Source organism: Nocardioides dongkuii, from assembly GCF_014127485.1.
Classification (GTDB): Bacteria; Actinomycetota; Actinomycetes; order Propionibacteriales; family Nocardioidaceae; genus Nocardioides; species Nocardioides dongkuii.
In genome coordinates this window covers 3,160,001-3,185,708 of record NZ_CP059903.1, presented here as the reverse complement: position 1 = coordinate 3,185,708, position 25,708 = coordinate 3,160,001, and the positions used below count along the sequence as shown (strand labels likewise).

Genomic DNA, 25,708 nt, shown 5'->3' with positions numbered 1-25,708 from the left:
GATAGACCCTGACGAGGGCGGCGCGACCCGCATGGGTCGCGCCGCCCTCGTCATGTGGCCGGTCGAACCGCACCAGCGGCCAGCTTCGCCGACACATCCATGACCCGCACCCCATCCGCCACGAGGCGTGGTGCCAGCGGGACGACCGGCGCCGTTGGCTCCCTCGACCGCCCACGAGATGCTCGTCGCCCGCCTTCTCCGCCCAGGCGTTGGGCGCGACAGTCGTCGTCGCCGTCTACCGCGCGACCCAGGAGAGCGAGCGAGGGCTGTACGCCGGGGCCGAGCCCGTGGCGGTGGGAGTCCTGGTGGCCGGGGTGAGCGCGGTCGGGGCCTACGTCCTGCTCAGGTCAGCCGGCTGAACGCCTCGACCTGGCGTCGCGGTCCGGAGACGATGATGTGGTCCCCGGTGCGCAGCACCGTCTGCGGGGTGGCGTAGCTGAACTCGCCGCCGTCGCGCTTGAGGCCGACGATGGTGACGCCGAACTGCTGGCGGACGCCGTACCCCGCCAGGCTCCGGTTGAGCAGGCCCGGCGGCGGCGTGGTCTTGGCGAAGGCGTACCCGTCGTCGAACTCGATGTAGTCGACCATCCCGCCGCGGACGAGGTGGGCGACCCGCCGGCCCATGTCGTGCTCGGGACGGACGACGTGGGGGACGCCGATCTGGGTGAGGATCCGGGCGTGCGCCGAGCTGATCGCCTTGGCCCACACGTTGCGCGCGCCGAGGTTGAGGGCGACCGACGCGGTGAGGATGCTGGACTCCAGGTCGTTGCCCACCCCGACGACGACGATGTCGAGCTCGCCGATGCCGAGCTGGCGCATCGCCTCCTCGTCGGTGGTGTCGGCCTGGACGACGTGGGTCAGCCGGCCGGCCAGGGACTGGACGGTCCGGGCGTCGCTGTCGACGCCGAGCACCTCGATGTCGTCGCTGACCAGCTCGAGCGCCAAGGAGCGGCCGAACCGGCCGAGGCCGAGCACGGCGACCCCGTTGTTGAGCTTCCTAGCCAAGGATCGGCCGTCCTTCCGGGAGGCGGTGCAGGGAGGGACGCTCGCGGAGCGCGAGCGCCGAGACCAACGTGACCGGCCCGAGCCGGCCGAGGAACATCAGGGCCGTCAGGACGAGCTGGGCCGAGCCCGGCAGGTCCGCGGTGATGCCGGTGGAGAGGCCGACGGTCGCGAAGGCGGACACCGCCTCGAAGAGGACGTCCCGGGTGGGGTGGGTGGTCAGCTCGAGCAGGACGAAGGTGGCGAGCACGACCGCGGCGACGCTGAGCAGGGCGATCGTCAGCGCTTGGCGGACGGTGCGGTCGCCGATCCGCCGCTCCATGGCCTCGACGTCCTGCTCACCGCGGACCTCGGCCCAGATGACGTAGAGCAGCAGCACGAACGTGGTGACCTTGATGCCGCCCGCGGTCCCGGCGGAGCCGCCGCCGATGAACATCAGGATCTCCGTCCCCAGCAGGGTCCCGTCGCGCATCTCCCCGTAGTCGAGGCTGTTGAAGCCGGCCGTGCGGGGCATCACGCCCTGGAAGAACCCGGCCAGGACGCGCCCCGGCGGATCGAGCGCCCCGAGGGTGGCGGGGTTGCTCCACTCGTTGAGCGTCACGAACACCGACCCGGCCACCAGGAGGACCAGGGTCGCGGTGAGCGTCATCCGGGTGTGCATGCTCCACCGACGCGGCTGGCGCAGGTGCCGGCGCAGCTCGAGCCAGACGGGGAACCCCAGCCCGCCCGCGATGACGGCGAGCGCGATGGGCACGCAGATGAAGGGGTCGGTCACGAACGGGGTCAGGTTGTCGGACCACAGCGCGAACCCGGCGTTGTTGAAGGCCGAGACCGAGTGGAACACCCCGAGGTACGCCGCCCGCGGCCACTGCTCGTCGTAGGCCAGCGCGAAGCGGAGCGTCAGCACCGCCGCCGTCACCGCCTCGAACAGCAGGCTGGTCACCACCACGCCTCGGACCACCGACCGGACCTCGCCGAGCCCGACGGCCTTCGTCTCGGTCGCCGCGGTCAGCCGCGAGCGCAGCCCGAGCCGCCGCCAGACCAGGATCCCCAGCAGCGAGGCGAAGGTCATGATGCCCAGCCCGCCGACCTGGATGAGGGCCAGGACCACGCACTCGCCGAACGTCGACCAGTGCGTGGGGGTGTCGACCACGACGAGCCCGGTCACGCACACCGCCGAGGTGGACGTGAACAGCGCCGTCAGGAGCGAGGTGCCACCGGGGCCCTCGCTGGACACCGGCAGCATCAGCAGTGCCGTGCCGATGGCGACGGCCGCCGCGAAGCCGGCGACCACCACCTGCGCCGGGTGCAGCCGCAGGGCCGATCGGCGTCGGCCGTCGGCGATGGCCTGGCCCGGCTGCGCCTGCTTCCCCACCACGCCCCCCCAGGTGCCGGACGGACCGCGGGGACGCGGCCGGTGCCGCGGTGCACCCTAGACCCGCTCGACGGTCCGCGGGCGGCGGGACCAGATCCGCGTTCCCGGCGTGTCAGGAGTCGGCCGGCTAGCTGCCCCAGCCCATCGGGAAGACCTCGAATGCCGCCCCGAACGTGACGCCGAGCCGCTGGCCGGTCGGCCGCGAGGTGCCCTCGAGGAACTCGCGGGCGTCGAAGTGCTCCCACCCCAGGCCCTCGATGTACGCCGAGTGCGCCTCGAGCGAGGCCACCCCGGCGTCGAAGGTGTCGGTGGTGTCGACGCCGTGGGCCGCCTCGGGGGAGCCGAACGCCCACACCTCGCGGACACCGCCCCACGGCTCGGTCCCGTCCCGGAGCTGCTCGGGGAAGACCCACCGGTTCCCGGCGTCGCGCGCCGCGTCCACGACCGCGCGCCCCACCGCGACGTGGTCGGCCTGGTTGAGGTTGCGCCCGCCCCAGGTCTCCCGGAAGTTGCCGGTGATGACGATGTCGGGGCGCGCCCGCCGGACGACCTCGGCGATCGCGCGGCGCAGCGGCACGCCGTACTCCAGGACCCCGTCGGGCATCCCGAGGAACTCCACGACGGGGACGCCGACCGCCCGCGCGGAGGCGACCTGCTCGGCCTCGCGGACGGCCCGGCACTGGTCGGGTGCCAGGGCGTCGATGCCCGCCTCGCCGCTGGTCACCATGCAGTAGCCGACCTGCTTGCCCTGGCCGGTCCAGCGGGCGACCGCGGCGGCCGCGCCGAACTCCATGTCGTCGGGGTGCGCCACCACGCAGAGCGCCCGCTGCCAGTCCTCGGCGAGCGGCTCCAGCGGGGGGAGTGGCGTCTCCGGCATGCGTCCAGCGTGCCAGCAACCGTCCGGCCGGTCACGGCTCGACGGCGCGGCGATCCGCGCGACGTCCCCGCCGGTGGTCCCGCGCATGGGTATTTTGTGCCGGCCATGTCCGAGACCCCGCCCTCCCCGCCTGCCGCGCCTCGCCCGCAGCCCGGGCGCCGCAAGGCGGAGTCGGCGCGCGTCGTACGCCGGTCGCGGAGGTCGGCGGCCGCCGCGGCCGCCGCGGCCGATCGGGCGCGGCGCGCGAACCGTCCCGGGACCCGGATCGCCCGCCGCCGGTTCCGGCGCACGCACGGCCTGCCCGGCACCCTCGGCGTGACCCTGCTCGGCGCGCTGCTGCCGGGGTCGGGGTTCCTGTGGAGCGGGCGCCGGCTCCTCGGGTGGTGCGTGCTGCTGCCCGCGGTCGCCGTCCTCGCCGGCGGCGCCTGGTACGTCGGCCGCGACCTCGAGGCGGTCCTCGACTTCGTGTTCAGCCCGACCCGGCTCCAGGTGGCCGCCGCGCTGCTCGCGGTCGGGCTGCTGGTCTGGGTCTGCGTCGTCTACCTGACCTACCGGCAGGTCCGGCCGCGGGAGCGGGAGCGCTGGCAGACCGCCGTCGGCCACGCCTTCGTGCTGGCGCTGTGCCTGCTGGTGGGCTTCCCGTTCGCGCTCGCCGCGCGGTACGCCCTGGTGCAGGCCGACCTGGTCGAGACGGTCTTCGAGGGCAACACCAGCGCGACCGCGCCGCGCGACGTCAGCCGCGAGGACCCGTGGGGCGGGCGCGAGCGGGTCAACGTGCTGCTGCTCGGCGGCGACGGCGGCGAGGGACGCACCGGCGTCCGCACCGACACGGTGGTGCTGGTCAGCATGGACACCGGCACCGGTCGCACCGTGATGTTCAGCCTGCCGCGCAACATGATGAACGCGCAGTTCCCCGAGGACAGCCCGCTCCACGACCTCTACCCCGAGGGCTACTCCGGCCCGGAGGACGACGGCTTCTACATGCTCAACGCGATCTACGGGCAGATCCCGACCCGCCACCCCGGCGTCCTCGGCAGGAGCGAGAACGAGGGCGCCGACGCGGTGAAGCAGGCCGTCGAGGGCAGCCTCGGGGTCCCGGTCGACTACTACGTGCTGGTCAACCTCAAGGGGTTCGAGGAGGTGGTCGACGCGATGGGCGGGATCACCGTGAACGTCAACGAGCCGGTCGCCATCAACGGCGACACCGACGCCGGGATCCCGCCGACCGGTTACATCGACCCCGGCCCCGACCAGCACCTCGACGGGTTCCACGCGCTGTGGTTCGCGCGGGGGCGCTGGGGCTCCGACGACTACGAGCGGATGGAGCGGCAGCGCTGCACCATCGACGCGATCATCGAGGCGGCCGACCCCGCCAACCTGATCCGGCGCTACCAGGCGCTCGCCGCGGCGGGCAAGGAGATCGTCTACAGCGACATCCCGCTCGACCTGGTGCCGGCGTTCGTCGAGCTCGCGCTCAAGGTGAAGAACGCCCAGGTGCGCTCGGTCGTCTTCCGGGCCTCGGAGGAGTTCTTCTCCGGCGACCCCGACTTCGCGTGGGTGCAGGACCGGGTGGCCGACGCGATCGACCCCCCGAAGCGCCGCGACCGGCCCACGGACCCCGACCCAGCCGATCCCGACCCGACGCCGACCGACCCCAGCGAGCCCCCCGAGCCGGAGCCCGGCGCGGCCGTGGACGCCGAGGACTCCTGTGCCTACGACCCGGACGCGAGTGTGGTCGCCGCCACGGGCTGATCCGCACCTGCAGGGGAACGATCCCGGCGTCGCCGTTCGTTCACCCTGAACCATGCGCAAGAAGCGACCTCGACCAGTCCAGGCCACCCCGCACCGCGCTGACGTCTCCGTCGGCACCGAGGGAGGTGGCCGATGACGACGATCCTCTCGCTCCTCCTGGGGCTGCTCGTGGTGCTCGCGATCACCGCCGTCACGGGCTACTTCGTGGCCCAGGAGTTCGCCTACATGGCCGTCGACCGCTCGCGACTCAAGGCGCGCGCGGCGGCCGGTGACGCGGCCGCCGGGCGCGCGCTGGCGGTCACCCGGCGGACCTCGTTCATGCTCTCGGGCGCCCAGCTGGGCATCACGGTGACCGGCCTGCTCGTCGGGTACGTCGCCGAGCCGCTGATCGGCGACTCCCTCGGCGAGCTGCTCGGCGGGGTCGGCGTGCCGACGGCCGTGGGCATCGCGATCGGCACCGTGCTCGCGCTGGTCTTCTCCACGCTCGTGCAGATGCTCTTCGGCGAGCTGTTCCCCAAGAACCTCGCCATCGCCCGCCCCGAGCCGGTGGCGGACCGGCTGGCGCTCTCGACGCTGGGCTACCTGCGGGTCGCCGGACCGCTGATCTGGGTCTTCGACCAGTCGTCCAACCTGCTGCTCCGGGTGCTGCGGATCGAGCCGGTCCACGACGTCGAGCACTCCGCCACCGCGCGCGACCTGGAGCACATCGTGGCCGACTCCCGGGAGAGCGGCGACCTCGACCCGGAGCTCTCGGTGCTCCTCGAGCGCGTCCTCGACTTCCCCACCCGCGACGTCGAGCACGCGATGGTGCCGCGCACCCGCGTCGACGTCGTGGCCGAGGGGTCCGCGATCGCCGACGTACGCCGGCTGATGGCCACCGGCCACTCCCGCTACCCCGTCACGGACGCCGAGCAGGGCGTCGTCGGCGTCGTCCACCTCGGCGACGTGCTCGCCGCCGGACCCACGACCACGCTGGCGGACGTGACCCGGCCGCCGCTGGTCGTGCCCACCCGGATGTCGCTGCCCGACGCGCTCGAGGAGCTGGCCAGCACCCGCAACGAGCTGGCCGCGGTCGTCGACGAGTACGGCGGCTTCGTCGGCGTGCTCACGCTGGAGGACCTCGCCGAGGAGCTGGTCGGCGAGCTCGCCGACGAGCACGACGAGCACGAGCCGGTCGCGGTCCACGACGCCGTGGACTCCTGGCTGGTGCCCGGCGACCTGCCGCTCGACGAGGTGGAGCGCACCCTCGGCCAGGACCTCCCGGAGGGCGACTACCAGACCCTGGCCGGTCTGGTCATCGCCGAGCACGGACGGCTGCCCGCCGCGGGCACCGTCGTCGAGATCCGCCTGCCCGACGACCCGGCCGACCTGGTCCAGGACGGCACGCCGCTCCCGCGGCTCGCCCGCCTGGAGGTGGTCGAGGTGGACCAGCACGTCCCCGCGACCGTCCGCGTCACCCTCATCCAGCACGAGACCGAGGAGACGTCCTGATGGAGAACCCGTTCCTGGTGGCCGTCGTCACCGTCGTCATCATCGCCGCCAGCGCGTTCTTCGTGGCCGTCGAGTTCGCCCTGATGGCCGCCAAGAAGCACCGGCTCGAGGACGCCGCGGCCACCAGCCGCTCCGCCCGGGCCGCGCTGCGCAGCTCCTCGGAGCTGACCGTCCTGCTCGCCGGCTCCCAGCTGGGGATCACGATCAGCGTGCTGGCGCTGGGCGCGACCACCAAGCCGGCCGTCCACCACTGGCTCACGCCGCTCTTCGAGGACTGGGGCGTCGCGCTGTGGCTCGCCGACGTGGCCGGCTTCGTGCTCGCCCTGATCGTCGTCACCTTCCTGCACCTCGTGGTCGGGGAGATGGCCCCCAAGTCGTGGGCCATCGCCCACCCGGAGCGGTCGGCGACGCTGCTGGCGATCCCGATGCGCGGGTTCATGTGGCTGACCCGCCCGCTGCTGCGGGCGCTCAACGAGTCCGCCAACTGGTGCCTGCGCCGGGTGGGGGTCGACCCCACCGACGAGATGGGCGCCGGGCAGGACACCGCCGGGCTGCGCGAGCTCGTGGAGCACTCCGCCAACGTCGGCGCGCTGGACGCGTCGTACTCCACCCAGCTCTCGGGGGCCCTCGAGCTCGAGACGCTCACCCTCGGCGACCTGCTGCGCGCGACGGTCCCGACCGCCGTGCCCGAGGGCGCGCGGGTGCGCGACGTGCAGGCCGCGAGCCGCCGCACCGGCCACCTGCGGATCCTGGTCGGTCCGCCCGAGCGACCGGTGGGCGTGGTGCACGTGCGGGACACCCTCGACGAGGACGAGGCGGGCCCGATCGCGCCGCTCGCCCGGCCGGTGCTGTCCCTGCCGAGCACCACCACGGTGTACGCCGCGCTCGCGCGGATGCGGGAGAGCAGCAACCAGCTGGCGGTCGTGACCGAGCCCGCGGACCCCGACCGGGTGCGCGGCCTGGTGACCATCGCCGACCTGCTGACCCGGCTGTTCCCGCTGCGCGCGGAGCCCGTCCCGGTGCCGGCGACGACCTAGGCGGCGGCCCCGACCGCGGGCGCGGCCACGGGCACGCGAGCCGCGCGCGCCGCGACCACGGCGACGAGCACGCCGGCGGTGAGGAACACCCCGCCGAGGAACAGCCAGCCGAGCGCCCCGTGGGCGATGGCGGTGACCGTGATGACCAGCGGCGCGACCATGCCGGCCACCGAGTACCCCATCTGGCTGACCCCCTGGTAGGCGCCGGCGCTGAGCGGGTCGGCCAGCTCGAAGGCCAGCCCCCAGGTGCCGGCCTCGGAGAGGATCTCGGCCATCGTGCTGGTCACCTCGGCGACCAGCAGCAGGACGATCGCCGCCACCACCCCGACCGAGCCGGAGGCGGCCAGGAGCAGGCAGGCCACCGCGAGCAGCAGGCCCGCGCGTCGTACGGCGCGGCCGGCGGTGGCGACCTCGTGCGTGCCGCGGGAGGCCCGCACCTGGAGCAGCGCGACCAGCACGGTGTTGAGCAGGAGCAGGACCGAGACCATCACGTCCGGCGCCTCGGTGTGGTGGGCGACCCAGAGCGGGACGCCGACGTTCTGCAGGCCGAACTGCATCGCCATCACCGACGTGAGCGCGGTGACGGTCAGGTAGGTGCGGTCGGTCAGGGGGGAGCGGCCGAGCGGGGCGTCCGGGAGCGCGTGCCGTCCCCGGACCGGGCGGAGCGCGGCGGCGAGCCCGTCCACGCGCTGGCGCAGCCCGCCGAGCGGCACGGCCGCGACCAGGGTGCCGACGCCGACGGCGACCAGGGTGCTCCGGTACGCCGTGGCGGTGCCGACCAGCAGGGCGATCGCCGCGAGCGCGGTGCCGAGGCCGATGAAGACGTTGGTGACCACCCGGAGGCGGGCGCGGACCTGGACCCGGTCGGGTCCGGTGAACCAGCGCGCCAGCAGGGTCTGCTTCGCGGTGCCCTGCACCGCACGGGACGCGACCGCCACGCAGGCGACGAGCACGAACGAGACGGTGTCGTCGGCCCAGGCGTAGGCGAGGATGGCCAGCGCCTGGACGACGGTCGAGACCTGCTGCACCCGGTCGGGGCCGAACCGGTCGGCGAGCCGGCCCCCGCCGTACGAACCGGCCACCCCGGCGGCGCCCGCGATCGTCAGCCCGGTGCCCACGGTCGTGGCCGAGAGCCCGATGACGGTGGTGAAGTACAGCGCGCTGACGCTGTAGAAGAGGCCGGTCGAGAGGGAGGCGGCCATGGTGGCCAGCGACAGGGCCCGGGCGACGGGGTCGTCGGGCAGGAGGGTCCGCTTCAGCACGTGCCCTGTTGTCCCACGCCGCTCGCCGGTGCCGCCAACGATGTAGCGTCCGGCTACATGATCGAGTACGAGCTGGAGGGGCTCGACCTGGGCGCGGTGCGCTTCGCGATCTCACCGCTCAACGAGCTCGGCCTCGGTCTGCGGGTGTTCCGGGACCCGGGCCGCTACCCCCAGCACCTGCCCTGGCTGCGGATGACCGAGTCCGCCCGGGCCGGCCTGGACACCGAGGTGCTCACCGCGCTGACCAACGAGCGGCTGTGGACGCCGGACTTCCTGCACCCGCTGCCGACCTCGCCGCTCACCCGGTTCGACGACGAGCTGGCGCTGGTCGCCGCGCTGCCGGGCCGGGTGGTGCGCGGCAAGCTGCTCGAGGTGCACGACCCGCTGCCACCCGTCCTGGCCGGGCGGAGCGACCGGGTGCTGGCCCGGGTCGTCCGGGCCGTGCGGGAGTTCTGGGAGACCTGCTTCGCGCCGTGGTGGCCGCGGATGCGGACCGTGCTCGAGGGCGACGTCGCCCACCGGGGACGGGTCATCGCGCAGCGCGGGCTGGCGGCGATGTTCGACGACCTCAGCGTGCGGGTGCGGCTCGTCGGGAACGTGGTCCAGGTGTCGACGACCGGCCGGGGCGGCTACCGGCGTACGACCACCGGGGCGGGGCTCACGCTGGTGCCGTCGATCTTCTCGCGCGGGGGATCGACGCCGATCACCGCCGAGCAGCCGCCGCAGGTCATGTACGCCGCCCGCGGCGTCGGGACGCTCTGGCTGCCGGACGACCGGGTCGCCGGTCCGCAGGCGCTCGTCGACGTGCTCGGCGCCGCCCGTGCCCAGCTGCTGGTGGTGCTGGAGTCCCCGGCCTCCTCGACCGAGCTCGGCGTACGTCTCGGCGTCACCACGAGCGCGGTCAACCAGCACCTGCGCGCCCTGCGCGCCGCCGGGCTGCTCACCTCGGCACGGCACGGGCGCGCGGTGCTGTACCTGCGCTCGGACCTGGGGGACCGGCTGGTCCGCGGCGGCTGAGCGCGACTTTGGTCTGGGGTCGTCCCCTGCCATCCGCCGATGCGGAGGCCCGACGACCTGGGGCAGGGTCCGGGGCATGAGCTTCGTGGCGCAGGTGGTCGTCGGTGTCGGGCTGGTCGTCGTCGGCGCCGTGGTGGCCCTGGGGTTCGCCGATGCCGAGCTCCTCTGGTTCCGGGGGCGGCCGCTCGGCGTCGTCCTCGGCATCCTCGGCCTCGTGGACATCGGCGAGGCGCTGCTCCGCCGCCGCGGCCCTGACTCGCTCCGCTAGCCCGCCCGGTGGGTGGATGGGGGGCCACCCGTGCCCGGGTCCGGGCGGGTGCGTCGCGGACTGCCCGCGAGACCCGATCGAGCCCCGTTCGGCCGAGTTTTCGTGGGTTGGTGTGCGGTGCCTCGCGATGCGATCCGGATGCCTCGCGACCCCGTCCGGCGTGCCTTGAAGCCAGGCCCGGAGAGGCGCATCGTTGAGTGATTCACGTCACCCCACGGATGGATGGGACGTAGCCCATGAAGAGAAAAGTCGTCAGCGCACTCTCCGCCCTCGCCTTGGTGACGACCCTCGGGGCCACCACCATGAGCCAGCCAGCCACGGCCCAGGAGGAGCTTCCGTGGATGGACACCAGCCTCCCGGCAGTCGAGCGGACCGCGCTCCTGCTGGACGCGATGACCTTGGACCAGAAGCTCGAGCAGATCTTCAACCGACCCGTCTACAACGACGACCTCGACGACGGGGACCCGGACAACGGCGTCGGCTGTGACTTCACCCTGATCGGCCGTCACATCGAGGGCATCCCAGAGCTGGCGATCCCCGACTTCCGGATGGCCAACGGCGGGACCGGCATCCGGGGTGGCGACTGCCTCCCGGAGCCGACCGCGACCGCGCTGCCCGCTCAGATCTCCTCGGCGGCCACGTTCGACCGTGGCATGAACCTGCGCTGGGGTCAGGTGCTCGACGTCGAGCTGCGGGCCTGGGCGCACCAGGTGCTCTGGGGCCCGGTCCTGAACCTGATCCGCACGCCGTACGGCGGGCGCAACAACGAGTTCTTCAGCGAGGACCCGTACCTGACCGGTGCTCTCGCGTCACAGATCATCCGCGGCATCCAGCAGCGCAAGGTGAGCCAGGCGACGGCCAAGCACTTCGTCGCCAACGACAGCGAGTTCCAGTTCGAGCGGTGGACCGCGGCGATCCGGGTCCCCTCCCGGGCGATGAACGAGCTCTACCTGCTGCCGTTCGAGATGGCCGTCAAGGACGCCGACGTCGCGTCCGTGATGTGCGCCTACGGGCAGGTGAACTTCACCTACAACTGCGAGAGCAAGCCCCTGCTGCGCCAGACCCTGCGTGATCGGTGGGGCTTCGACGGCTACGTCTTCTCCGACCGGCGCGCTGCGCAGAGCACCGTGCCCTCGATCCTCGCCGGCACCGACGTCGAGGTCGACGAGGCGCCGGAGTGGTACGCGCCCGACCTCGTCAGGGAGGCGATCAGGGACGGCGAGATCACCGAGGCCGACATCGACGACATGCTGCGCGAGCGCTACATCAAGATGTTCGAGTACGGCGACTTCGACGACCCGCACACGGAGTTCACCTGGGACCAGCTCGAGGACGAGATGGTCCAGGGCGGCACCCACGCCCAGGTCGCCAAGGACGCGGCGGAGGAGAGCCTCGTGCTGCTGCGCAACGAGCGCGACATCCTGCCGCTCGATGCCGGCGCGATCGACTCGGTGGCGCTGATCGGCGCCAGGTGGTTCGCCGGCGAGGCGACGCTGCCGCCGCGCAGCGGTGACCGGACGAACAACGTCTCGGTCAACGCGCCGTACGAGGTCACCCCCCGGCAGGGCCTGCAGAACGTCCTCAGCTCGCTGGGCTCCGACGCCACGGTCACCTACAACAACGGCAACAACATCGACAGCGCCGTCCAGCTGGCCCGGAACTCCGACGTGACCATCCTGATGCTCGGTGACGTCGCCCGCGAGACGTGGGACAAGAACAGCAACTGGCAGGACGAGAACCCCAGCGGCGGCGCCTCGGGTGCCGCGAACGAGGTCCCCGACCTCGATCTGCCCACGGTGACGGGCACCAACCAGCAGCAGCTGGCCCCCCGCGTGCTCGAGGCCGTCCCGGACACGGTCACGGTGCTGAAGACCCAGGGCCAGGTGAACATGCCGTGGATCGACCAGGTCGACACCCTGGTGGAGGCGTGGTACCCCGGCCAGGAGGACGGCAACGTGGTGGCCGAGGCGCTGTTCGGGGTCAACAACTTCTCCGGCAAGCTGCCGGTCACCTGGGGGAAGACCGACCGGGAGGCGGCGTACGCGAGCCAGGAGCAGTACCCGGGCTACAAGGAGGACACCGGGTCGCCCGGTGGCATCGGTCGTGACCCCATCCCCGGTGAGCCGCAGCGGGTCGTGCGCTACACCGAGGGGCTGAAGATGGGCTACCGGTGGTACCAGGCGACCGGCACCGAGCCGCTGTTCCCGTTCGGCTACGGGGAGTCCTACACGACCTTCGGCTACCGCGACCTCGCGGTGGAGAAGGTCCGCCGGAACAAGCGGCAGACCGGCCTGCGGGTCAGCTACACCGTGACCAACACCGGCGAGGTCGCCGGCAGGGAAGCCTCGCAGGTGTACCTGAGGCTCCCCCGTGAGGCCCGCGAGGACTTCAACCGCCTGGTCGGGTTCGAGAAGGTCGACCTCGAGCCCGGCGAGAGCAAGCGCGTCTCGACGGTCCTGGACGCCGGCGCGTCCAACCACCCGCTCTCCTACTTCACGCCCGAGGATCCCGACGACCTCCGGCGCTGGGCGGACGGGGAATGGGTGACGCCGAAGGGGCGCTTCACCGTGCACGTCGGCGGATCCTCCGAGAGCACCCCGCTGCGCCAGGCCGTGCGGCTGAACATCGGCAAGGTCGCCAAGTCGCCCTCGCGGATCACGAAGCCGACCGTGCGCCCGCGCCCGGTGACCACGAGGAGCCGGGCCCGGGTCACCTTCCGGGTCGTCTCGGCCGGGAGGCCGGCCACGGGCCAGGTCGTGGTCAGGGAGCGCGGTGCCGGGCTCGGCCGCGACACGCTCAACGCCCGCGGCGTCGCGCAGGTGACGATGCCCCGGCTCACGCCGGGCACCCACCGGCTCCGCCTCGTCTACCAGGGCTCGGAGGTCTCGAAGCGAGCCACCAGGTCGCTGGTGGTCCAGGTCCGGAGGAGGTAGCGCGAGGGTCGCGGTCGAGTCCCTCGAGGTGGGGCCCCTTCGGGGCTGCGGGATCGTCGTCTGCCTGCTCGTGGTCTCCCTGACCGCCTGCAGCGGCGATGATCCCGCCGGCCCCCGGGCCGCGCCCTCGGCCGGACTGGTCGGCCCCGACGGGACACCTGTCGAGGTCCCCGTGCCGGCCGGCCCGACCGGGACGTCCTACGACGTCACGGACCTGGGTGCCGACCCGGAGCCGGGCACCGGGGACGACGCTCCCGCCATCCGGGAAGCGTTGGCCACGGCGGAGCCGGGCGACGAGGTGGTCCTTCCCGCCGGGGTCTACGACCTGAGGTCCGCCGAGCCCGGCGACGAGGACGCGAACCTGCTGCTCGCCGACGGCGTGCTCCTGCGCGGCGCGGGCAGCAGCGCCACGGTGCTCCGCACGTCGTTCGACGGGGAGGAGGGCAGTGCGGTCGTGCGCGGCGCGGGCGTCGAGGACGCCACGGTCAGCGGCGTCACCATCAGCTCGGAGCACGACGGAGACCTCGGCACCGACCCGGACGAGGAGGGCCCCGGCGGAGGGCCGATGTACGGCGTGCAGATCGGCGAGGACGACGGGGAGGGCAGCCGGAGGGTGCTCGTCGACGACGTCTCCGTGGAGCTGTTCCAGCGGCACGGCATCACGGTGAAGGCCAGCCGCGAGGTGACCGTGACCGGCTGCCGCGTCGCCGACGCCACCAGCGTCGGTCCCGGCGGGTCGGGCTACGGCATCGTGGTCGAGGGCAAGCCGGACCAGCGCGACCCAGGGGCTCGCAACGACTCGCGGCACAACGTGGTGGTGGACAACCACCTCGACGGCAGGCACCTGCGCCACGGCATCCTGTTGCAGTTCCCCACCCACCACAACCTGGTCGCCGACAACGTCGTCGACGGCGGCGTCCTGGACGCCATCGACCTGCACGGCGAGGGGGAGTACCTCAACGAGATCCGCGGCAACACGGTCACCGGCGGCGACGCCGCCGCCGTCGCCCTGGGCAACTCGGGAGGAGAGGAGAACCGGCACGACGCGAGCGGCGAGGGCAACTGGATCCACGACAACCGTCTGGTCGGCAACCGGCAGGGCGTGCTCGTCATCCTCGGCACCCCCGACACCCTCATCGAGGACAACGAGATCGTCGGGCGCCGTGACTCCGAGGTGGGCATCGAGCTGCGCAACGCACCCGGGACGGTCGTGCGCGACAACACGGTCACCGGCGCCGATGAGGAGTTCTGGGCGATCTCGGTGACCGAGGACGACGGCGCCGACGGCCGGGGCGCGGGCGTCGCCACCCGGGTGCTCATCGCCGGGAACCGACTCACCGGCCTTGCGAGCGGCATCCTCGTCGAGGCGGGGCGCGACATCGAGATCACCGGCAACGCCCTCGACGTCGAGGGCACCCGGTTGCGCGTCGCGGAGGGGGCTGAGGTCGATGAGGGTGCACCGTGATTCCGTTCCGCGTACGTCGGCAGGCGCGCCAGTGGGCCGGGCGGGGCTCGAACCCGCGCGTGGGAAATTATGAGTTTCCTGCTCTGCCAGCTGAGCTACCGGCCCGAGGTGCGCGAGCAGCCTAGTAGGGGTGGTCGCACGGGCGGAGCCCTGCTCGGCCGCTGCAACCGCTGATCCTCGGGGCTTGCGTCCGCCGGACCGGGGAACCGGCCGAGAGATGTGCTTCTCGATGAGCGCCGATCTGACCGCTGGCGTGGGCCTGCTCCCCGTCGCTGCGGTCTGCCTGCGTGAGGTGCGGACGGTCCGGGAGCTGCCGTTCGCGTCGCTGCCGTTGCTCTTCGCGCTCCACCAGCTGACCGAGGCCCTCGTCTGGAGCGGCGCGTCCGACGACGTCTCGGCCGGTGTCCAGCACGCCGCCGCGATGATCTACGTCCTCGTCGCCTTCCCGGTCCTGCCGATCCTGGTGCCGCTCGCGGTGCTCTTGCTCGAGCCTCAGGGGAGGCGCCGGCGGGTGGCGCCGTTCGTCGTCCTCGGCGCAGTGGTCGCGGCGTACCTGCTCTGGGCGGTGCTCGACGGCCCGGTCCAGGTGAGGGAGGAGCCGCACGCACTGGTCTACGACGTCGACCTGACGTACGGGACGATGTGGGCCGTGCTGTACATCGTGGCGGTGATCGGCCCGTCGGTGCTGTCGGGCTACCCCTCGATCGTCGCCTTCGGACTGCTCAACCTGGTCGGGCTCACGGTCGTCGCCATCGTCTACGTCCAGGCTTTCGCGTCGCTGTGGTGCGTCTATGCGGCGTTGACCTCCACGCTGGTCGCCGTGCACATGGTGCTGCGCCGAAGGCTGCCCGACCTCCACCGCCTCGAGGGTCAGGCAGTGGTGCCGGCCTGAGGCGGCACGCCGTACCTGTCGCGCTCCGGGCGGTCTCGGGGCACCACGGGCCGTCCTGGCTCGACACCTCGGGCCGATCACGCCCGACACGCTCAAGCGCGAGTGTCGTATTCGCCGGCCGCCGTTCGTAGCGTAGGTACGGCGGGCACCAGGTCCGCCCGACGAAGGGGACCGGGATGCCTCACTACCTCATCTACTTCAACCAGCAGTGGGTCGGCGACCACGACGAGACGTGGTTCGAGAGCCGGGCGGAGCCGTCCCGGGCGGTCGTGCGGGAGATGCAGGACCAAGGCGTCCTGGTCTACGCCGGGGGACTGGTCGAGGAGCTCGAGGAGGCGGCGGCCGCGGACGCCACGAGTGGCGAGCTGGTCGTCACCGACGGGCCGTTCGCGGAGACCAAGGAGTGGCTCGGCGGGCTGACCATCGTCGACGTGCCCGACGACGAGTCCGCGCGCCGGTGGGCGGGACGGGTGGCCGAGGGGTGCGGCTGGCCGCAGGAGGTACGCCGGTTCAAGTCCGGCTCTCTGCAGGCGCTCGTGCCCGGGCGATGAGTCAGGGGGCCGCCGTCGCCCTCGCTCACGACCTGTCGTCGTCGACGGGCACCTGGACCATGGCCGCGGCGCCGGTGGGCCAGGCCGTCATCGCCAACGCCGCAGCGGCCTCCAGCTCCTGACGGGTCGCTCCGTCGCGGGCCTGCGTGGCCATGCCGGTGAGAATCGTGTCGATGAACGCGGCGAGGCACTCGACGCTCCCCTCGACGACGTTCGCGCAGAGATGGAGACGAGCCAGGGGCTCAAGTCGGCGATCGGGCAGGACCTGAGCGGCCTGTATCCCGGTCTCCACCGCGCCGGGCCTGTCCCCTAGCCCGCTGAGTCCCCGAGACAACCAGTCCTCGCTGCCCGATGATCGAGTCATGGGCCGTGGGGAGCGCGCATCGACGTCCGGCGGTGGGTCGTTCGGGGAGTCGCGGTCCGGGGGCGATCGCGGGCTCCAGACGTCCCTCGTCTTCGTCGACGGGCGGCTCGACGTGGACGCCACGATGGTGACGTACGAACGCACCCTGCGGCGCGCTGTCTGGTGGCCGTTGCCTGGCAGGCGGAGACAGGTGCAGGCGACGAGGGAGTGGCTCGAGACCCTCCGCGACCAGGGCCTTCTCGAAGACGGTGCCCACGGCTCCGACGTGTGAGGCGCCCGACCCGCGACTGTGCTGCTCGACCTGGGAGCTTCTCCGGCACCAGGCGCCGGAGATCCTCCCCGAACCGGCCGGGCTCCGACGGCTCCGTCCCGCACGCCTCCCGCGGCGGACCTCGCTACCCTCGACCGGCACCCGCGAAGTCGAGGAGGTGGGTACGTCGCGTCCGTCGTCGCCCAGGCTCTCCACGGTCGCCGCAGCCGTCGGCTGCGGGACTCTCGCGATCGTGCTCCTCGTCGCGGCGTCCACGACGGACGACCCGGCGGTGGTCGCCCCGGCGCCGGGTGGGACCGCCTGGTGGCTCACCGCGCCCGGCCTCCTCGCGCAGGCGGCTGCGCTGCTGGCCGCAGGTCACCGGCCACGAGCGGCGCTCGTGGGCGTGGCGGTGCCGGTGCCCCTGCTCGCGCTCGCCGGGGCCGCGGACGCGACCAGCATCGGCTCGCTGGCGATCGTGACGGCGGTGTACGCCGCCGCCTCGTCCCGGCCGGTCCGCAGCCTGGTGCCGGCGCTCGCGGTCGTCGCGGCCTGCATGACCCTGGCGGGGGTCCTGGTCGCGGCCGACGTGGGTCTCTCCCGGGCCGGGGCCCTGGGCTTCTCCCTCCTGCAGGCGCTGCTGACCATCGGGGCGGCCGTGGTCGTGGGCTCGTGGGTCGGTGCGCTGCGAGAGAGCGTGCGCGCCCGCGCCGCGCAGGCCGAGGCGATCGCCCGGGAGCAGGACGCCCTCGTGGAGGCGGCCGTCGCGCGCGAGCGGGCCGACATGGCGCGCGAGCTCCACGACATCGCGGCGCACCACCTGACCGGGATCGCCGTGCTCGCCGGCGCGGTCGAGCGGCAGATCGACACCGACCCCGCCGGCGCCAAGCAGGCGGTCCACCAGGTGCGGTCGCAGAGCACCGCGGTCCTCCGCGACCTTCGCAGCCTCGTCGGGCTGCTCCGTGTCCGGGAGCCGGACGCCGACGCGCGGCCCGAGACGGTGGCGGGCATCCGCCACCTGGTGGCCGAGGTGACGGCCACCGGGCGGGACGTCGAGCTGACGGTGCTCGGCGAGGAGCCGGACCTGGGCCGGGACGTGGGACCGCTGGCGCAGCTCGCGGCGTACCGCGCCGTCCAGGAGGCGCTGGCCAACGCCGGCCGGCACGCACCCGGCGCGCCGTGCCGGGTCACCGTGGACGCCCGGGCCGACGACGCCGTGGTGGTGACCGTCCGGAACGCGCCCGCGCCCGCCGTACCTCCCGCGTCCGGCGGCAGCGGGTTCGGGCTGCTGGGCATGCGCGAGCGGGCCCAGCTCACCGGTGCCACCCTGGACGCCGGACCCACCGAGGACGGCGGGTGGCAGGTCACCCTGCGGGTCCCGCGCGAGAGGGAGACATCGTGATCCGAGTCGTGGTCGCCGACGACCAGCCGCTGGTGCGCACCGGGCTGGTGACGCTGCTGGGCCTGGAGCCGGACCTCGAGGTCGTCGGTACGGCGGCCGACGGCCGGGAGGCGGTCGAGGTCGCCCAGCGGCTGCGTCCCGACGTCGTCTGCATGGACATCCGGATGCCGGTGCTGGACGGCATCGCCGCCACCCGCGCGCTGAGCGGACCCGACGTTCCGGACCCGATCCCGGTCCTGGTGCTCACGACCTTCGAGATCGACGACTACCTCTTCGGGGCGCTCGAAGCGGGGGCGGCCGGCTTCCAGCTCAAGGACGCCGACCCCGAGGTCCTGGTGCGTGCCGTGCGCTCGGTCGCCGCCGGCAACGGGACCCTGGACGACTCGCTCACCAAGCGGGTGGTGGGGGAGGTGCTGAGCCGGCGGCGTACCCAGCCCGTCACGGCGGCCCGCGGCACCGACCTGCTGACCCCCCGCGAGCTCGACATCGTGCTGCTCCTGGCCCAGGGCATGTCGAACGAGGAGATCGCGCAGTCGCTGGTCCTCGAGGTCTCGACGGTGAAGTCGCACCTGGCCCGGATCCTGCCCAAGCTCGGGGTCCGCTCGCGGCTGCAGGCCGCCGTCTGGGCCTACCAGAACCGGATCGTCGACCTCCCCGGCTGACCGGCGGGGCGGACACAAGCGCCGACTCGGCGTACCTGCCTGCATCGAAGGATGGAGGTCCTGGGGTTGCGTCCTTCGGGTCTCGTAGGGGCCGCTCGGGCTCCCTAGCGTCGTGGACATCACTCCCGACGACTCCAGGAGCACCTGATGTCCTTCGTCCGCAGCACCGGTCTGGCCGTCCTGGCCGCCGCCATGTCCGTCACGGCACTCACCGGCGGGACGCCGGCGGGAGCCCACGCCGACCCGGCGGCCTCGGCCGCCCCGGCCGCCCCGGCCGCCCCCGAGCGCGGCAAGCGCGGCCGGGACGCCGCCATCCAGCGAGCGGTCGACCGGCTGGTCAGCCGCACCGGCCTGCCCGGGGCGATCGCGACGGTCCGCGGCGGCGACGGGAAGGTCCGCACCTACCGCGCCGGCGCCGGCGACCTCCGGACCGGGCGACCCATCCCGCGCGATCCCCGGGTCCGGCTCGGCAGCAACAACAAGACGTTCACCGCCACCGTGGTCCTGCAGCTCGTGGCCGAGGGGCGCGTGGACCTCGCCGAGCCGGTCGAGACCTACCTGCCCGGCCTGATCCGCGGCCACGGGAACAACGGACGGCGGATCACCGTGCGCCAGCTCCTGCAGCAGACCTCCGGCCTCCCGGACTACGACAGCATCGTCCTCGAGGGCGGCGGGACGCTGCTCTCCATGGCACGCACCTACGTCGAGCCGCACGAGCTGGTCGAGGCGGCCCTCGCCGAGCGCCGGCACTTCCGGCCCGGCACCCGCTGGGAGTACAGCAACACCAACTACATCGTCCTGGGCCTGCTCGCGCAGCGGATCACCGGACGCCCGATCGGCGAGGAGATCGAGCGCCGCATCATCGACGAGATCGGGCTCGAGGACACCTACTGGCCGGAGACCGGCGAGCAGGGGATCCGCGGCCGCCACCCCCGGGGCTACCTCGCCGAGAAGCCGGGCGACCCCTGGGTCGACCTGACCCGGATGGACCCGTCGTTCGGCTGGGCGGCCGGCAAGCTCGTGGGCTCGCCGCGGGACCTCGGCCGCTTCATGACCGCGCTGCTCGGCGGCGAGCTGCTGCCCCCCGCGCAGCTGCGCGAGATGAAGAAGACCGTCCGGGCGCCCCACTTCGACCCGGGCCCCGGGTGGCGCTACGGCCTCGGCCTCACCACCCGCCGACTCTCCTGCGACGTCCGGGGCTGGGGCCACGGCGGCGACATCCAGGGCTTCGAGACCCGCAACCTGGTGACCCCCGACGGCCGGTGGGCGGTCGTGGCCGTCAACGGGCTGCCCAACACCTTGGGCATGGTGTCCGACGTCAACCGGGCGGTGGACACCGCGATCTGCCGGTCCTGACCGAGCGAAGACACCAGGACGGAGGGGCCGGCGCACCAGGTGCGCCGGCCCCTCCGTCCTGTGTCACTCCGGTGTCACTTCGAGGGCTCGGGCACGTTGCACTTCACCTTGGGGTTGACGCCGACGTAGTTGAGCGGCCCGGCGACGACGGTCAGGGCCGTGTCCGCTGCGGTCTTGCAGCTGACGTCCCGGTCGTCGCCGAAGTAGCCCCGCTGGAACGCCGCGACGGCGCCGATGACCAGCCAGGCGACGACGAGCAGGGCGATGATGCTCTTCATGGGGTGTCCCTCCGTGGTCCGATGACGTGTCCGGGGGATCCCGTACCCCTCGGGGCGTCCGCTCAGGCGGGCGCGCTGTCCCCGGCCTGGTACGCCGCCTGGTAGGCGCGGAGGCCGACGCGGGCGCGCTCCAGGATCTCCTCGAGTCCCGGCACGAGCTCCGCCGCGCCGTCGCAGGTGCCGGTGTCGGCCAGCAGCTCGATCCGCTGCGCCGCCTCCCCGGCGTACGGCACGCCCAGGTTGAGGGCGCTGCCCGCGAGCTTGTGCGCCGCCGCCCGCAGGGCCGGCGCGTCGCCCGCGGCGATGGCCGCCCGGATGTCCTCGACCGCGCCGGGGGTGTTGGCCATGAAGTTGCCGATGGCCCGGTCGAGGTACGTCGTGGTCCCCGGGTCGAGGTCGCGCAGCATGTCGAGACGCTCGAGGTCGAGGCCGTCGACCGGCGAGGACGGGTTCACAGTCGGCTCCGTTACGGGTTCGGGGGGCGGGGGCGGGGGCGCTGGTGCGGTCGTGCCGTCGAGCCAGCCTGCCAGCACGGAGGCCATCGCCGTGGGATCGACAGGCTTGGTGAGGAAGTCGTCCATCCCGGCCGCCAGGCAGCGCTCGCGCTCGCCCTCGACCGCGGTGGCGGTCATCGCGACGACGGGCACGCGGGTGCCGTCGGCGGCCTCCCGGGCGCGCAGCTCGCGGGTCGCGGCGTACCCGTCCAGGCGGGGCATCTGCACGTCCATGAGGATCAGGTCGAAGCTGGTCCGCTTCAGGATGTCGAGCGCGGCCAACCCGTCGTCGGCGGTCTCGGCCGCGTACCCCAGCGACTCCAGCAGACCCACCGCCACCATCTGGTTGACCGGGTTGTCCTCGACCACCAGCACCCGCCGACGCCGCGGGCCCGGGGCCGCCACGGGCGCGGGAGCGCTCGACCGGCCGCCGACGCCGGCGACGTGCTCGAGCAGGGCCCCCCGCAGGGTGCCGGCGAGGACGGGCTTGGTGTGGCACTCCGTGATGCCTGCGGCGCGCGCCGTCTCGGGGTCGATGTCGGCGTGCGAGGTCAGCATCAGCAGCACCGTCTCGCTCAGGCCGGCACGGGCGCTGACGTCGGCGGCCAGGGAGAGCCCGTCGCGCAGCGGCATCGCGAGGTCCAGGAGCGCGGCGTCGTACGGGTCGCCGGCGGCGAGGGCCGACTCGAGCTCCCGGACCGCCGCGGCCGCCGACCCGACGCTCGTCGCCCGGACCCGCCACCGGGCGAGCTGCTCGTCGAGCACCAGCCGGTTGTGCGCGTTGTCGTCGACGACCAGGACGCGGGTCCCGGCCAGCCAGGTGCGGGCGTACTCGTCCTCGACGTCGACCAGGGTGCCGGACGGGGGGCCGAGGACGGCGGTGAAGCCGAAGACGCTGCCGCCGCCCGGGTTGGGCGCGTAGGTGATCGTCCCGCCGAGGGCCTCGACGATCTCCCGGGAGATCGCCAGCCCGAGCCCGGTGCCGCCGTACACGCGGGTGGTGGAGGCGTCGGCCTGGGCGAACGGCGCGAACAGCTTCTCCACCTCGCCCTCGTCGACCCCGACCCCGGTGTCGGTGACCTCGACCCGCAGCACCGTGGTGTCGTCGGGGCCCGGCTCGGACGTCGCCCGCACGAAGACCTCGCCGCGGTCGGTGAACTTCACCGCGTTGGAGACCAGGTTCGTCAGCACCTGGGAGATCCGGGTCGGGTCGCCGGCCAGCACCTCGGGGACGTCGGGGTGGCAGGAGCCCGAGAGCTCGAGCCCCTTGGACCGGGCGGTCTCGGCGAGGACGCCGAGGACCCGGTCCAGCAGCGGGCGGACCTCGAAGTCGAGCACCTCCAGCTCGAGCCGGCCGGCCTCGATCTTGGAGAAGTCCAGGACGTCGTTGATCACCGAGAGCAGGGCGCGGCTGGCCACCTGCACGCCGGAGGCGAGCCGCAGCTGGTCGGGCGTCAGCTCGGTGCGCAGCAGCAGGTCGTTGAGCCCGATCACCCCGTTGAGCGGCGTGCGGATCTCGTGGCTCATCGTCGCGAGGAAGTCGGACTTCTGCCGCGACGCCTCCATCGCCTGGTCGCGGGCGTCGGCGAGCTCGCGCTGGGCGCGCTCGCGCTCGGCCACCCGGCCCAGCTGGACGGCCACCTGCTCGGCCATCGCGCGGATCATGTCGTGGCGGTAGAGCGGCGGCGCCGACGTCAGGGTCACGACCGCGCAGACCTCGTCGGCCAGCAGGACGGGGAAGGCGATGGTCAGCCGCTGCTCGGGTTCCCACACCGAGGTCCGGGACCGGTACGCCGCGTGCGCGAGCTCGGCCTCCATGGCCGACTGCTCCGGCGTCGCCTCGTCGGCGAGGCGGTCCTCCTCGGTGACGTACAGGGGGACCATGGTCTCGCCGTCCTCGCTGGGCACGAACCCGCGGCAGCGCTCCCAGTCGTCGTGCAGGAGCACCAGGGACCGGGCGTGCCCGAGCACCTCGGCCAGCGTCCCGGCCTCGTTGGCCGCGCTGGCCACGGCCTGCATCAGGGTGTTCTGCGCGACCTGGTCCTCCAGGGCGATCTCCGCGAGCCGGGCCTCGGTGATGTCCTGGTGGGTCCCGGACATCAGGACCCGGCCGTCCGGGTCCCGGTGGACGACGCCGCGGCCCCGGGTCCAGACCCAGTCGTCGCGGCCCCGGACCCGGGCGACGAACGCCAGCTCCCCGGTGCGCTCGAGCGCGTCGTCGAGGGCGGACCGGACGGTCTCCCGGTCGTCCTCGTGGACGGCGTCGAAGAACTCGTCGATGCTGATCGTGGAGTCGGCGCGGGTCGTGCCGTAGAGCTCGAAGAGCTCGGGCGACCCGACGACCACCCCGGTGGCGACGTCCCACTGCCAGCTGCCGATCCGGGCGATCCGCTGGGCCTCGGAGAGCCGCAGCCGGCTCTCGTAGAGGTCCTCGAGCACCGCTCGTCGGGCCTCGTAGTCGCTGAACCGGTGCAGGACGGCGGTGACTCGGCCGTCGGCGTCGCGCAGCACGCTCTCCCGCACCAGCGTCCACAGCGAGGTGCCGTCCCGGCGCACGAAGTTCACCTCGACCTCGGCGTCGTTGAGGTAGCCGTCGCGCACGCGGTCGAGGTGCTCGGCGAACTGGCGCCGTCCCTGCTCGTCGAGGGTCTCGAAGACCGTCTCCGGACCCGGCTCGCCGGGCCCCGCGCCGTACATCTCGACGATGGCGGCGTTCGCGAACACCGTCCGCCCCTCGAGGTCGAAGACCCAGATGCCGTCGGGGGAGGACTCGACGATGTCCCGGTACAGGCCGGCCAGCTCCATGCCACCTCCTGCAGTCACGATAGGGCGCCCGGCGTGGCGACCGCGCCGGTCAGGGGAGCTCACCCGCGACGCGGTACTCCCCGTCACGGTAGGAGAGGCGCAGGCTGACCCGGTCAGGGACGGGCGGCCCCTGCTCGAGCTGGTAGGTGTAGGAGTAGGTGACGACGAGGTCGGTCGGGTCGGCGTCGATCACCTCGATGTCGCGGACCCGCTTCACCGCGCCCCAGAACCCGTCGTACCCGGTGAAACCGCCGCTCGCCTCCTGGAACTCCGGCGTGAGCAGCGCGAATCCGGCGCGGGGGTCCCGCGCGGCCGTGGTCACGTAGGTCTCGGCGAACTGCGCCATCCCCTCCGCGGTGGCGCCCTCGCTCGGGGACGGCGTCGGCGGCGACGGGGACGACGCCGGCGCGGACGCGCTCGGGGCCTGCGTGGCCGGGCGCTGGGGGGCCTCCTCGTCGTCGCCGAGGCCGAGGAAGAACGCGACGACTCCCGCGAGCGCCGCGAGCGTCACCGCCAGCAGGGCGGGCACCAGCCAGCGCCCGAGGCGGCGCTCATCGGGGGTCGCGGTGGGCGGCGGGGTCGGCGGCGGGATCGGCGCCGGGCCGGGCATCGCCTGGGTGGTCTCGGGGTCGTGGGCGAGCACGCGGGTCCGGCGGGCGGGCAGCGTGCCGCCCGGACCGGCCTGCAGGACGTCGCGCACCTGCGCCATCGACCAGCGGTCCTCGGGGTCGCGCGTCATCGTGGCCTCGAGCAGGGGAGCGAGCCACCCGGCGTCGGGCAGGCGCGGCGGCTCCTCGTGCACGATCCGGTACAGCGTGCCCAGCAGGTTGTCCCCGACCTCGTACGGCGGGTGGCCCGACAGCGCGTGGTAGAGCGTGGCGCCGAGCGACCAGACGTCGCTGGCGTCGGTGGCGGTGCGGCCGGAGGCGACCTCCGGGGCGAGGTACGCCGGCGAGCCGGTCACCAGGCCGGTCTGGGTCAGCGTGGGGTCGGCCTCCGCGCGGGCGATGCCGAAGTCGGAGAGCTTCACCTGGCCGTCGGCGGTCACCAGGATGTTGGAGGGCTTCACGTCACGGTGCACGATCCCGGCCGCGTGCGCGGCCGCGAGACCGTCGGCGGCCTGACCGAGCAGGGCGGCCGCCTCGTCCGGGGGAAGCGGGCCCCGGTCGCGCACGAGCTGCGCGAGCGTCGACCCCTCGACGTACTCCATCACCAGCCACTGGGCGCCGTCCTCCTCGACGAGGTCGAAGACCGCGACCACGTGGGGGTGGCTGAGCCGGGCGGCCAGCCGGGCCTCGCGCTCGGCGCGCTGGTCGGGGAGGGCACCGCCGGCGGGCGTGCCGACCGGGGCCATGCCGATCCGCTTGATGGCGACGGGTCGGCCGAGCACCTCGTCACGACCCAGCCACACGGCACCCATGCCGCCGCGACCGACCTCGTGGTCGAGCGCGTACCTGCCTGCGATCACCGTGCGCTACCTCCCGTGCCGACGTCACTGTAGAGCGTGCCCGTCCGACAACCCGCTGGGCGCGGCCGGGAGCGATGCGGCAGGCTGGGGGGGACGGTACCCCTCAAGCCCGGAAGGCTCACCGTGCCCCTCGACCCCACCCTCCTCGACGACCTGGAGTGGCGCGGCCTCGTCGCGCACGCCACGGACCTCGACGCGCTGCGCGAGGCGCTCGCCGGGGGGAGCGTGCGCTACTACGTCGGCTTCGACCCGACCGCGCCCAGCCTGCACATGGGCAACCTGCTCCAGATCGTGACCGCGATGCGGCTCCAGCGCGCCGGCCACACGCCGTACGTCCTGGTGGGCGGCGCCACCGGCATGATCGGCGACCCGCGGGAGTCGGGGGAGCGCACGCTCAACTCCCCGGAGACGGTGCGCGACTGGGTGGGCCGGGTACGCCGGCAGATCGAGCCGTTCCTCTCCTTCGACGGTGAGAACGCCGCCACCATGGTCGACAACTACGACTGGACGGCGAACCTGTCGACGATCGACTTCCTGCGCGACATCGGGAAGCACTTCCCGGTCAACCGGATGCTCGCGCGCGACGTCGTCCGCACCCGCCTCGAGGCCGGGATCAGCTACACCGAGTTCAGCTACGTGCTCCTCCAGTCCCTCGACTTCCTCGAGCTGTACCGGCGGCACGGCGTGACGCTGCAGTTCGGCGGCTC

22 protein-coding genes and 1 tRNA gene (1 of these 23 only partly in view) are annotated in these 25,708 nt (G+C 73.4%); 14 read left to right on the top strand and 9 right to left on the bottom strand.

Going from position 1 to position 25,708, the window contains the following annotated elements; all coding sequences use genetic code 11:
- Positions 1-209: 209 nt before the first annotated feature.
- Complete coding sequence (locus H4O22_RS15330; RefSeq protein ID WP_182524215.1) at positions 210-359, top strand: hypothetical protein; 150 nt, start codon at positions 210-212, stop codon at positions 357-359.
- Here the strand turns inward: H4O22_RS15330 and H4O22_RS15325 are convergent.
- The 3 genes from H4O22_RS15325 to H4O22_RS15315 all read right to left on the bottom strand — a co-directional run bounded on the left by H4O22_RS15325 (position 343) and on the right by H4O22_RS15315 (position 3,254).
- A complete protein-coding gene (locus tag H4O22_RS15325) occupies positions 343-1,005 on the bottom strand; it encodes a potassium channel family protein (RefSeq protein WP_182524214.1) in 663 nt (220 codons plus the stop codon). The two genes, H4O22_RS15330 and H4O22_RS15325, sit on opposite strands and share 17 nt — an antisense overlap.
- On the bottom strand, positions 998-2,377 hold the full coding sequence (locus H4O22_RS15320) for a TrkH family potassium uptake protein (RefSeq protein WP_244962994.1): 1,380 nt from the start codon (positions 2,375-2,377) through the stop codon (positions 998-1,000). Before H4O22_RS15320 ends, H4O22_RS15325 begins: the two co-directional genes overlap by 8 nt.
- Positions 2,378-2,504: 127 nt before the next feature.
- Positions 2,505-3,254, bottom strand: coding sequence for a PIG-L deacetylase family protein (locus H4O22_RS15315; protein ID WP_182524213.1), 750 nt, complete (start codon positions 3,252-3,254; stop codon positions 2,505-2,507).
- Positions 3,255-3,359: 105 nt separating this feature from the next.
- Here H4O22_RS15315 and H4O22_RS15310 point away from each other — a divergent pair, with 105 nt between their 5' ends.
- The 3 genes from H4O22_RS15310 (at position 3,360) to H4O22_RS15300 (ending at position 7,534) form a co-directional block, all read left to right on the top strand.
- On the top strand, positions 3,360-5,006 hold the full coding sequence (locus tag H4O22_RS15310; RefSeq protein WP_182524212.1) for an LCP family protein: 1,647 nt from the start codon (positions 3,360-3,362) through the stop codon (positions 5,004-5,006).
- A gap of 132 nt (positions 5,007-5,138) precedes the next feature.
- Positions 5,139-6,497: a hemolysin family protein gene (locus H4O22_RS15305; protein WP_182524211.1), complete on the top strand. Its 1,359-nt coding sequence runs from the start codon at positions 5,139-5,141 to the stop codon at positions 6,495-6,497.
- On the top strand, positions 6,497-7,534 hold the full coding sequence (locus H4O22_RS15300) for a CNNM domain-containing protein (protein WP_182524210.1): 1,038 nt from the start codon (positions 6,497-6,499) through the stop codon (positions 7,532-7,534). The genes H4O22_RS15305 and H4O22_RS15300 overlap by 1 nt, the downstream gene beginning before the upstream one ends.
- Here H4O22_RS15300 and H4O22_RS15295 read toward each other — a convergent pair.
- Positions 7,531-8,796 (bottom strand): MFS transporter, encoded by a 1,266-nt coding sequence (locus tag H4O22_RS15295; RefSeq protein WP_220451177.1) that lies wholly within the window; start codon positions 8,794-8,796, stop codon positions 7,531-7,533. The two genes, H4O22_RS15300 and H4O22_RS15295, sit on opposite strands and share 4 nt — an antisense overlap.
- 57 nt (positions 8,797-8,853) lie before the next feature.
- On the opposite strand from H4O22_RS15295, the gene H4O22_RS15290 reads away from it, so the two are divergent.
- The 4 genes from H4O22_RS15290 to H4O22_RS15275 all read left to right on the top strand — a co-directional run bounded on the left by H4O22_RS15290 (position 8,854) and on the right by H4O22_RS15275 (position 14,479).
- Positions 8,854-9,813, top strand: coding sequence for an ArsR/SmtB family transcription factor (locus H4O22_RS15290; protein ID WP_182524209.1), 960 nt, complete (start codon positions 8,854-8,856; stop codon positions 9,811-9,813).
- A 76-nt stretch (positions 9,814-9,889) separates the two neighbouring features.
- A complete protein-coding gene (locus H4O22_RS15285) occupies positions 9,890-10,081 on the top strand; it encodes a hypothetical protein (RefSeq protein ID WP_182524208.1) in 192 nt (63 codons plus the stop codon).
- Positions 10,082-10,422: 341 nt separating this feature from the next.
- Entirely contained in the window at positions 10,423-13,014 is a 2,592-nt protein-coding gene (locus H4O22_RS15280; RefSeq protein ID WP_182524207.1) for a glycoside hydrolase family 3 C-terminal domain-containing protein, read from the top strand.
- A gap of 28 nt (positions 13,015-13,042) precedes the next feature.
- Positions 13,043-14,479, top strand: coding sequence for a right-handed parallel beta-helix repeat-containing protein (locus H4O22_RS15275; protein ID WP_182524206.1), 1,437 nt, complete (start codon positions 13,043-13,045; stop codon positions 14,477-14,479).
- A gap of 32 nt (positions 14,480-14,511) precedes the next feature.
- Here H4O22_RS15275 and H4O22_RS15270 read toward each other — a convergent pair.
- Positions 14,512-14,584, bottom strand: a tRNA-Ile gene (locus H4O22_RS15270).
- Between the two features lie 124 nt (positions 14,585-14,708).
- On the opposite strand from H4O22_RS15270, the gene H4O22_RS15265 reads away from it, so the two are divergent.
- Together H4O22_RS15265 and H4O22_RS15260 are read left to right on the top strand one after the other, a co-directional pair.
- Positions 14,709-15,371: a DUF6629 family protein gene (locus H4O22_RS15265; RefSeq protein WP_220451176.1), complete on the top strand. Its 663-nt coding sequence runs from the start codon at positions 14,709-14,711 to the stop codon at positions 15,369-15,371.
- 176 nt (positions 15,372-15,547) lie between these two features.
- Positions 15,548-15,922: a YciI family protein gene (locus H4O22_RS15260; protein WP_182524204.1), complete on the top strand. Its 375-nt coding sequence runs from the start codon at positions 15,548-15,550 to the stop codon at positions 15,920-15,922.
- A gap of 25 nt (positions 15,923-15,947) precedes the next feature.
- Here the strand turns inward: H4O22_RS15260 and H4O22_RS15255 are convergent, their stop codons facing one another.
- Positions 15,948-16,214 (bottom strand): hypothetical protein, encoded by a 267-nt coding sequence (locus H4O22_RS15255; RefSeq protein WP_182527257.1) that lies wholly within the window; start codon positions 16,212-16,214, stop codon positions 15,948-15,950.
- Positions 16,215-16,789: 575 nt separating this feature from the next.
- Between H4O22_RS15255 and H4O22_RS15250 the strand changes: the two genes are divergently transcribed.
- The 3 genes from H4O22_RS15250 (at position 16,790) to H4O22_RS15240 (ending at position 19,956) form a co-directional block, all read left to right on the top strand.
- Positions 16,790-17,938, top strand: coding sequence for a sensor histidine kinase (locus H4O22_RS15250; protein ID WP_182524203.1), 1,149 nt, complete (start codon positions 16,790-16,792; stop codon positions 17,936-17,938).
- Positions 17,932-18,600 carry a response regulator gene (locus H4O22_RS15245; RefSeq protein ID WP_220451420.1) on the top strand — a complete coding sequence of 223 codons (669 nt, stop codon included), beginning with the start codon at positions 17,932-17,934 and terminating at the stop codon, positions 18,598-18,600. The genes H4O22_RS15250 and H4O22_RS15245 overlap by 7 nt, the downstream gene beginning before the upstream one ends.
- A 147-nt stretch (positions 18,601-18,747) precedes the next feature.
- Positions 18,748-19,956 (top strand): serine hydrolase domain-containing protein, encoded by a 1,209-nt coding sequence (locus tag H4O22_RS15240; protein ID WP_227466427.1) that lies wholly within the window; start codon positions 18,748-18,750, stop codon positions 19,954-19,956.
- Positions 19,957-20,030: 74 nt separating this feature from the next.
- Here H4O22_RS15240 and H4O22_RS15235 read toward each other — a convergent pair whose 3' ends face one another.
- The 3 genes from H4O22_RS15235 to H4O22_RS15225 form a co-directional block, all read right to left on the bottom strand.
- Positions 20,031-20,234 (bottom strand): hypothetical protein, encoded by a 204-nt coding sequence (locus H4O22_RS15235; RefSeq protein WP_182524201.1) that lies wholly within the window; start codon positions 20,232-20,234, stop codon positions 20,031-20,033.
- A 62-nt stretch (positions 20,235-20,296) separates the two neighbouring features.
- The gene (locus H4O22_RS15230; protein ID WP_182524200.1) at positions 20,297-23,533 is read right to left on the bottom strand and encodes a response regulator; all 3,237 of its coding nucleotides are present in this window, start codon (positions 23,531-23,533) and stop codon (positions 20,297-20,299) included.
- A 49-nt stretch (positions 23,534-23,582) separates the two neighbouring features.
- A complete protein-coding gene (locus tag H4O22_RS15225; protein WP_182524199.1) occupies positions 23,583-25,001 on the bottom strand; it encodes a serine/threonine-protein kinase in 1,419 nt (472 codons plus the stop codon).
- A gap of 123 nt (positions 25,002-25,124) precedes the next feature.
- Between H4O22_RS15225 and tyrS the strand changes: the two genes are divergently transcribed.
- Positions 25,125-25,708: the beginning of a tyrosine--tRNA ligase gene (gene tyrS, locus H4O22_RS15220; RefSeq protein ID WP_182524198.1), read on the top strand. It continues 688 nt past the right edge of the window; the window shows 584 of its 1,272 coding nt (coding positions 1-584); it begins with the start codon at positions 25,125-25,127; its stop codon lies beyond the right edge, outside the window.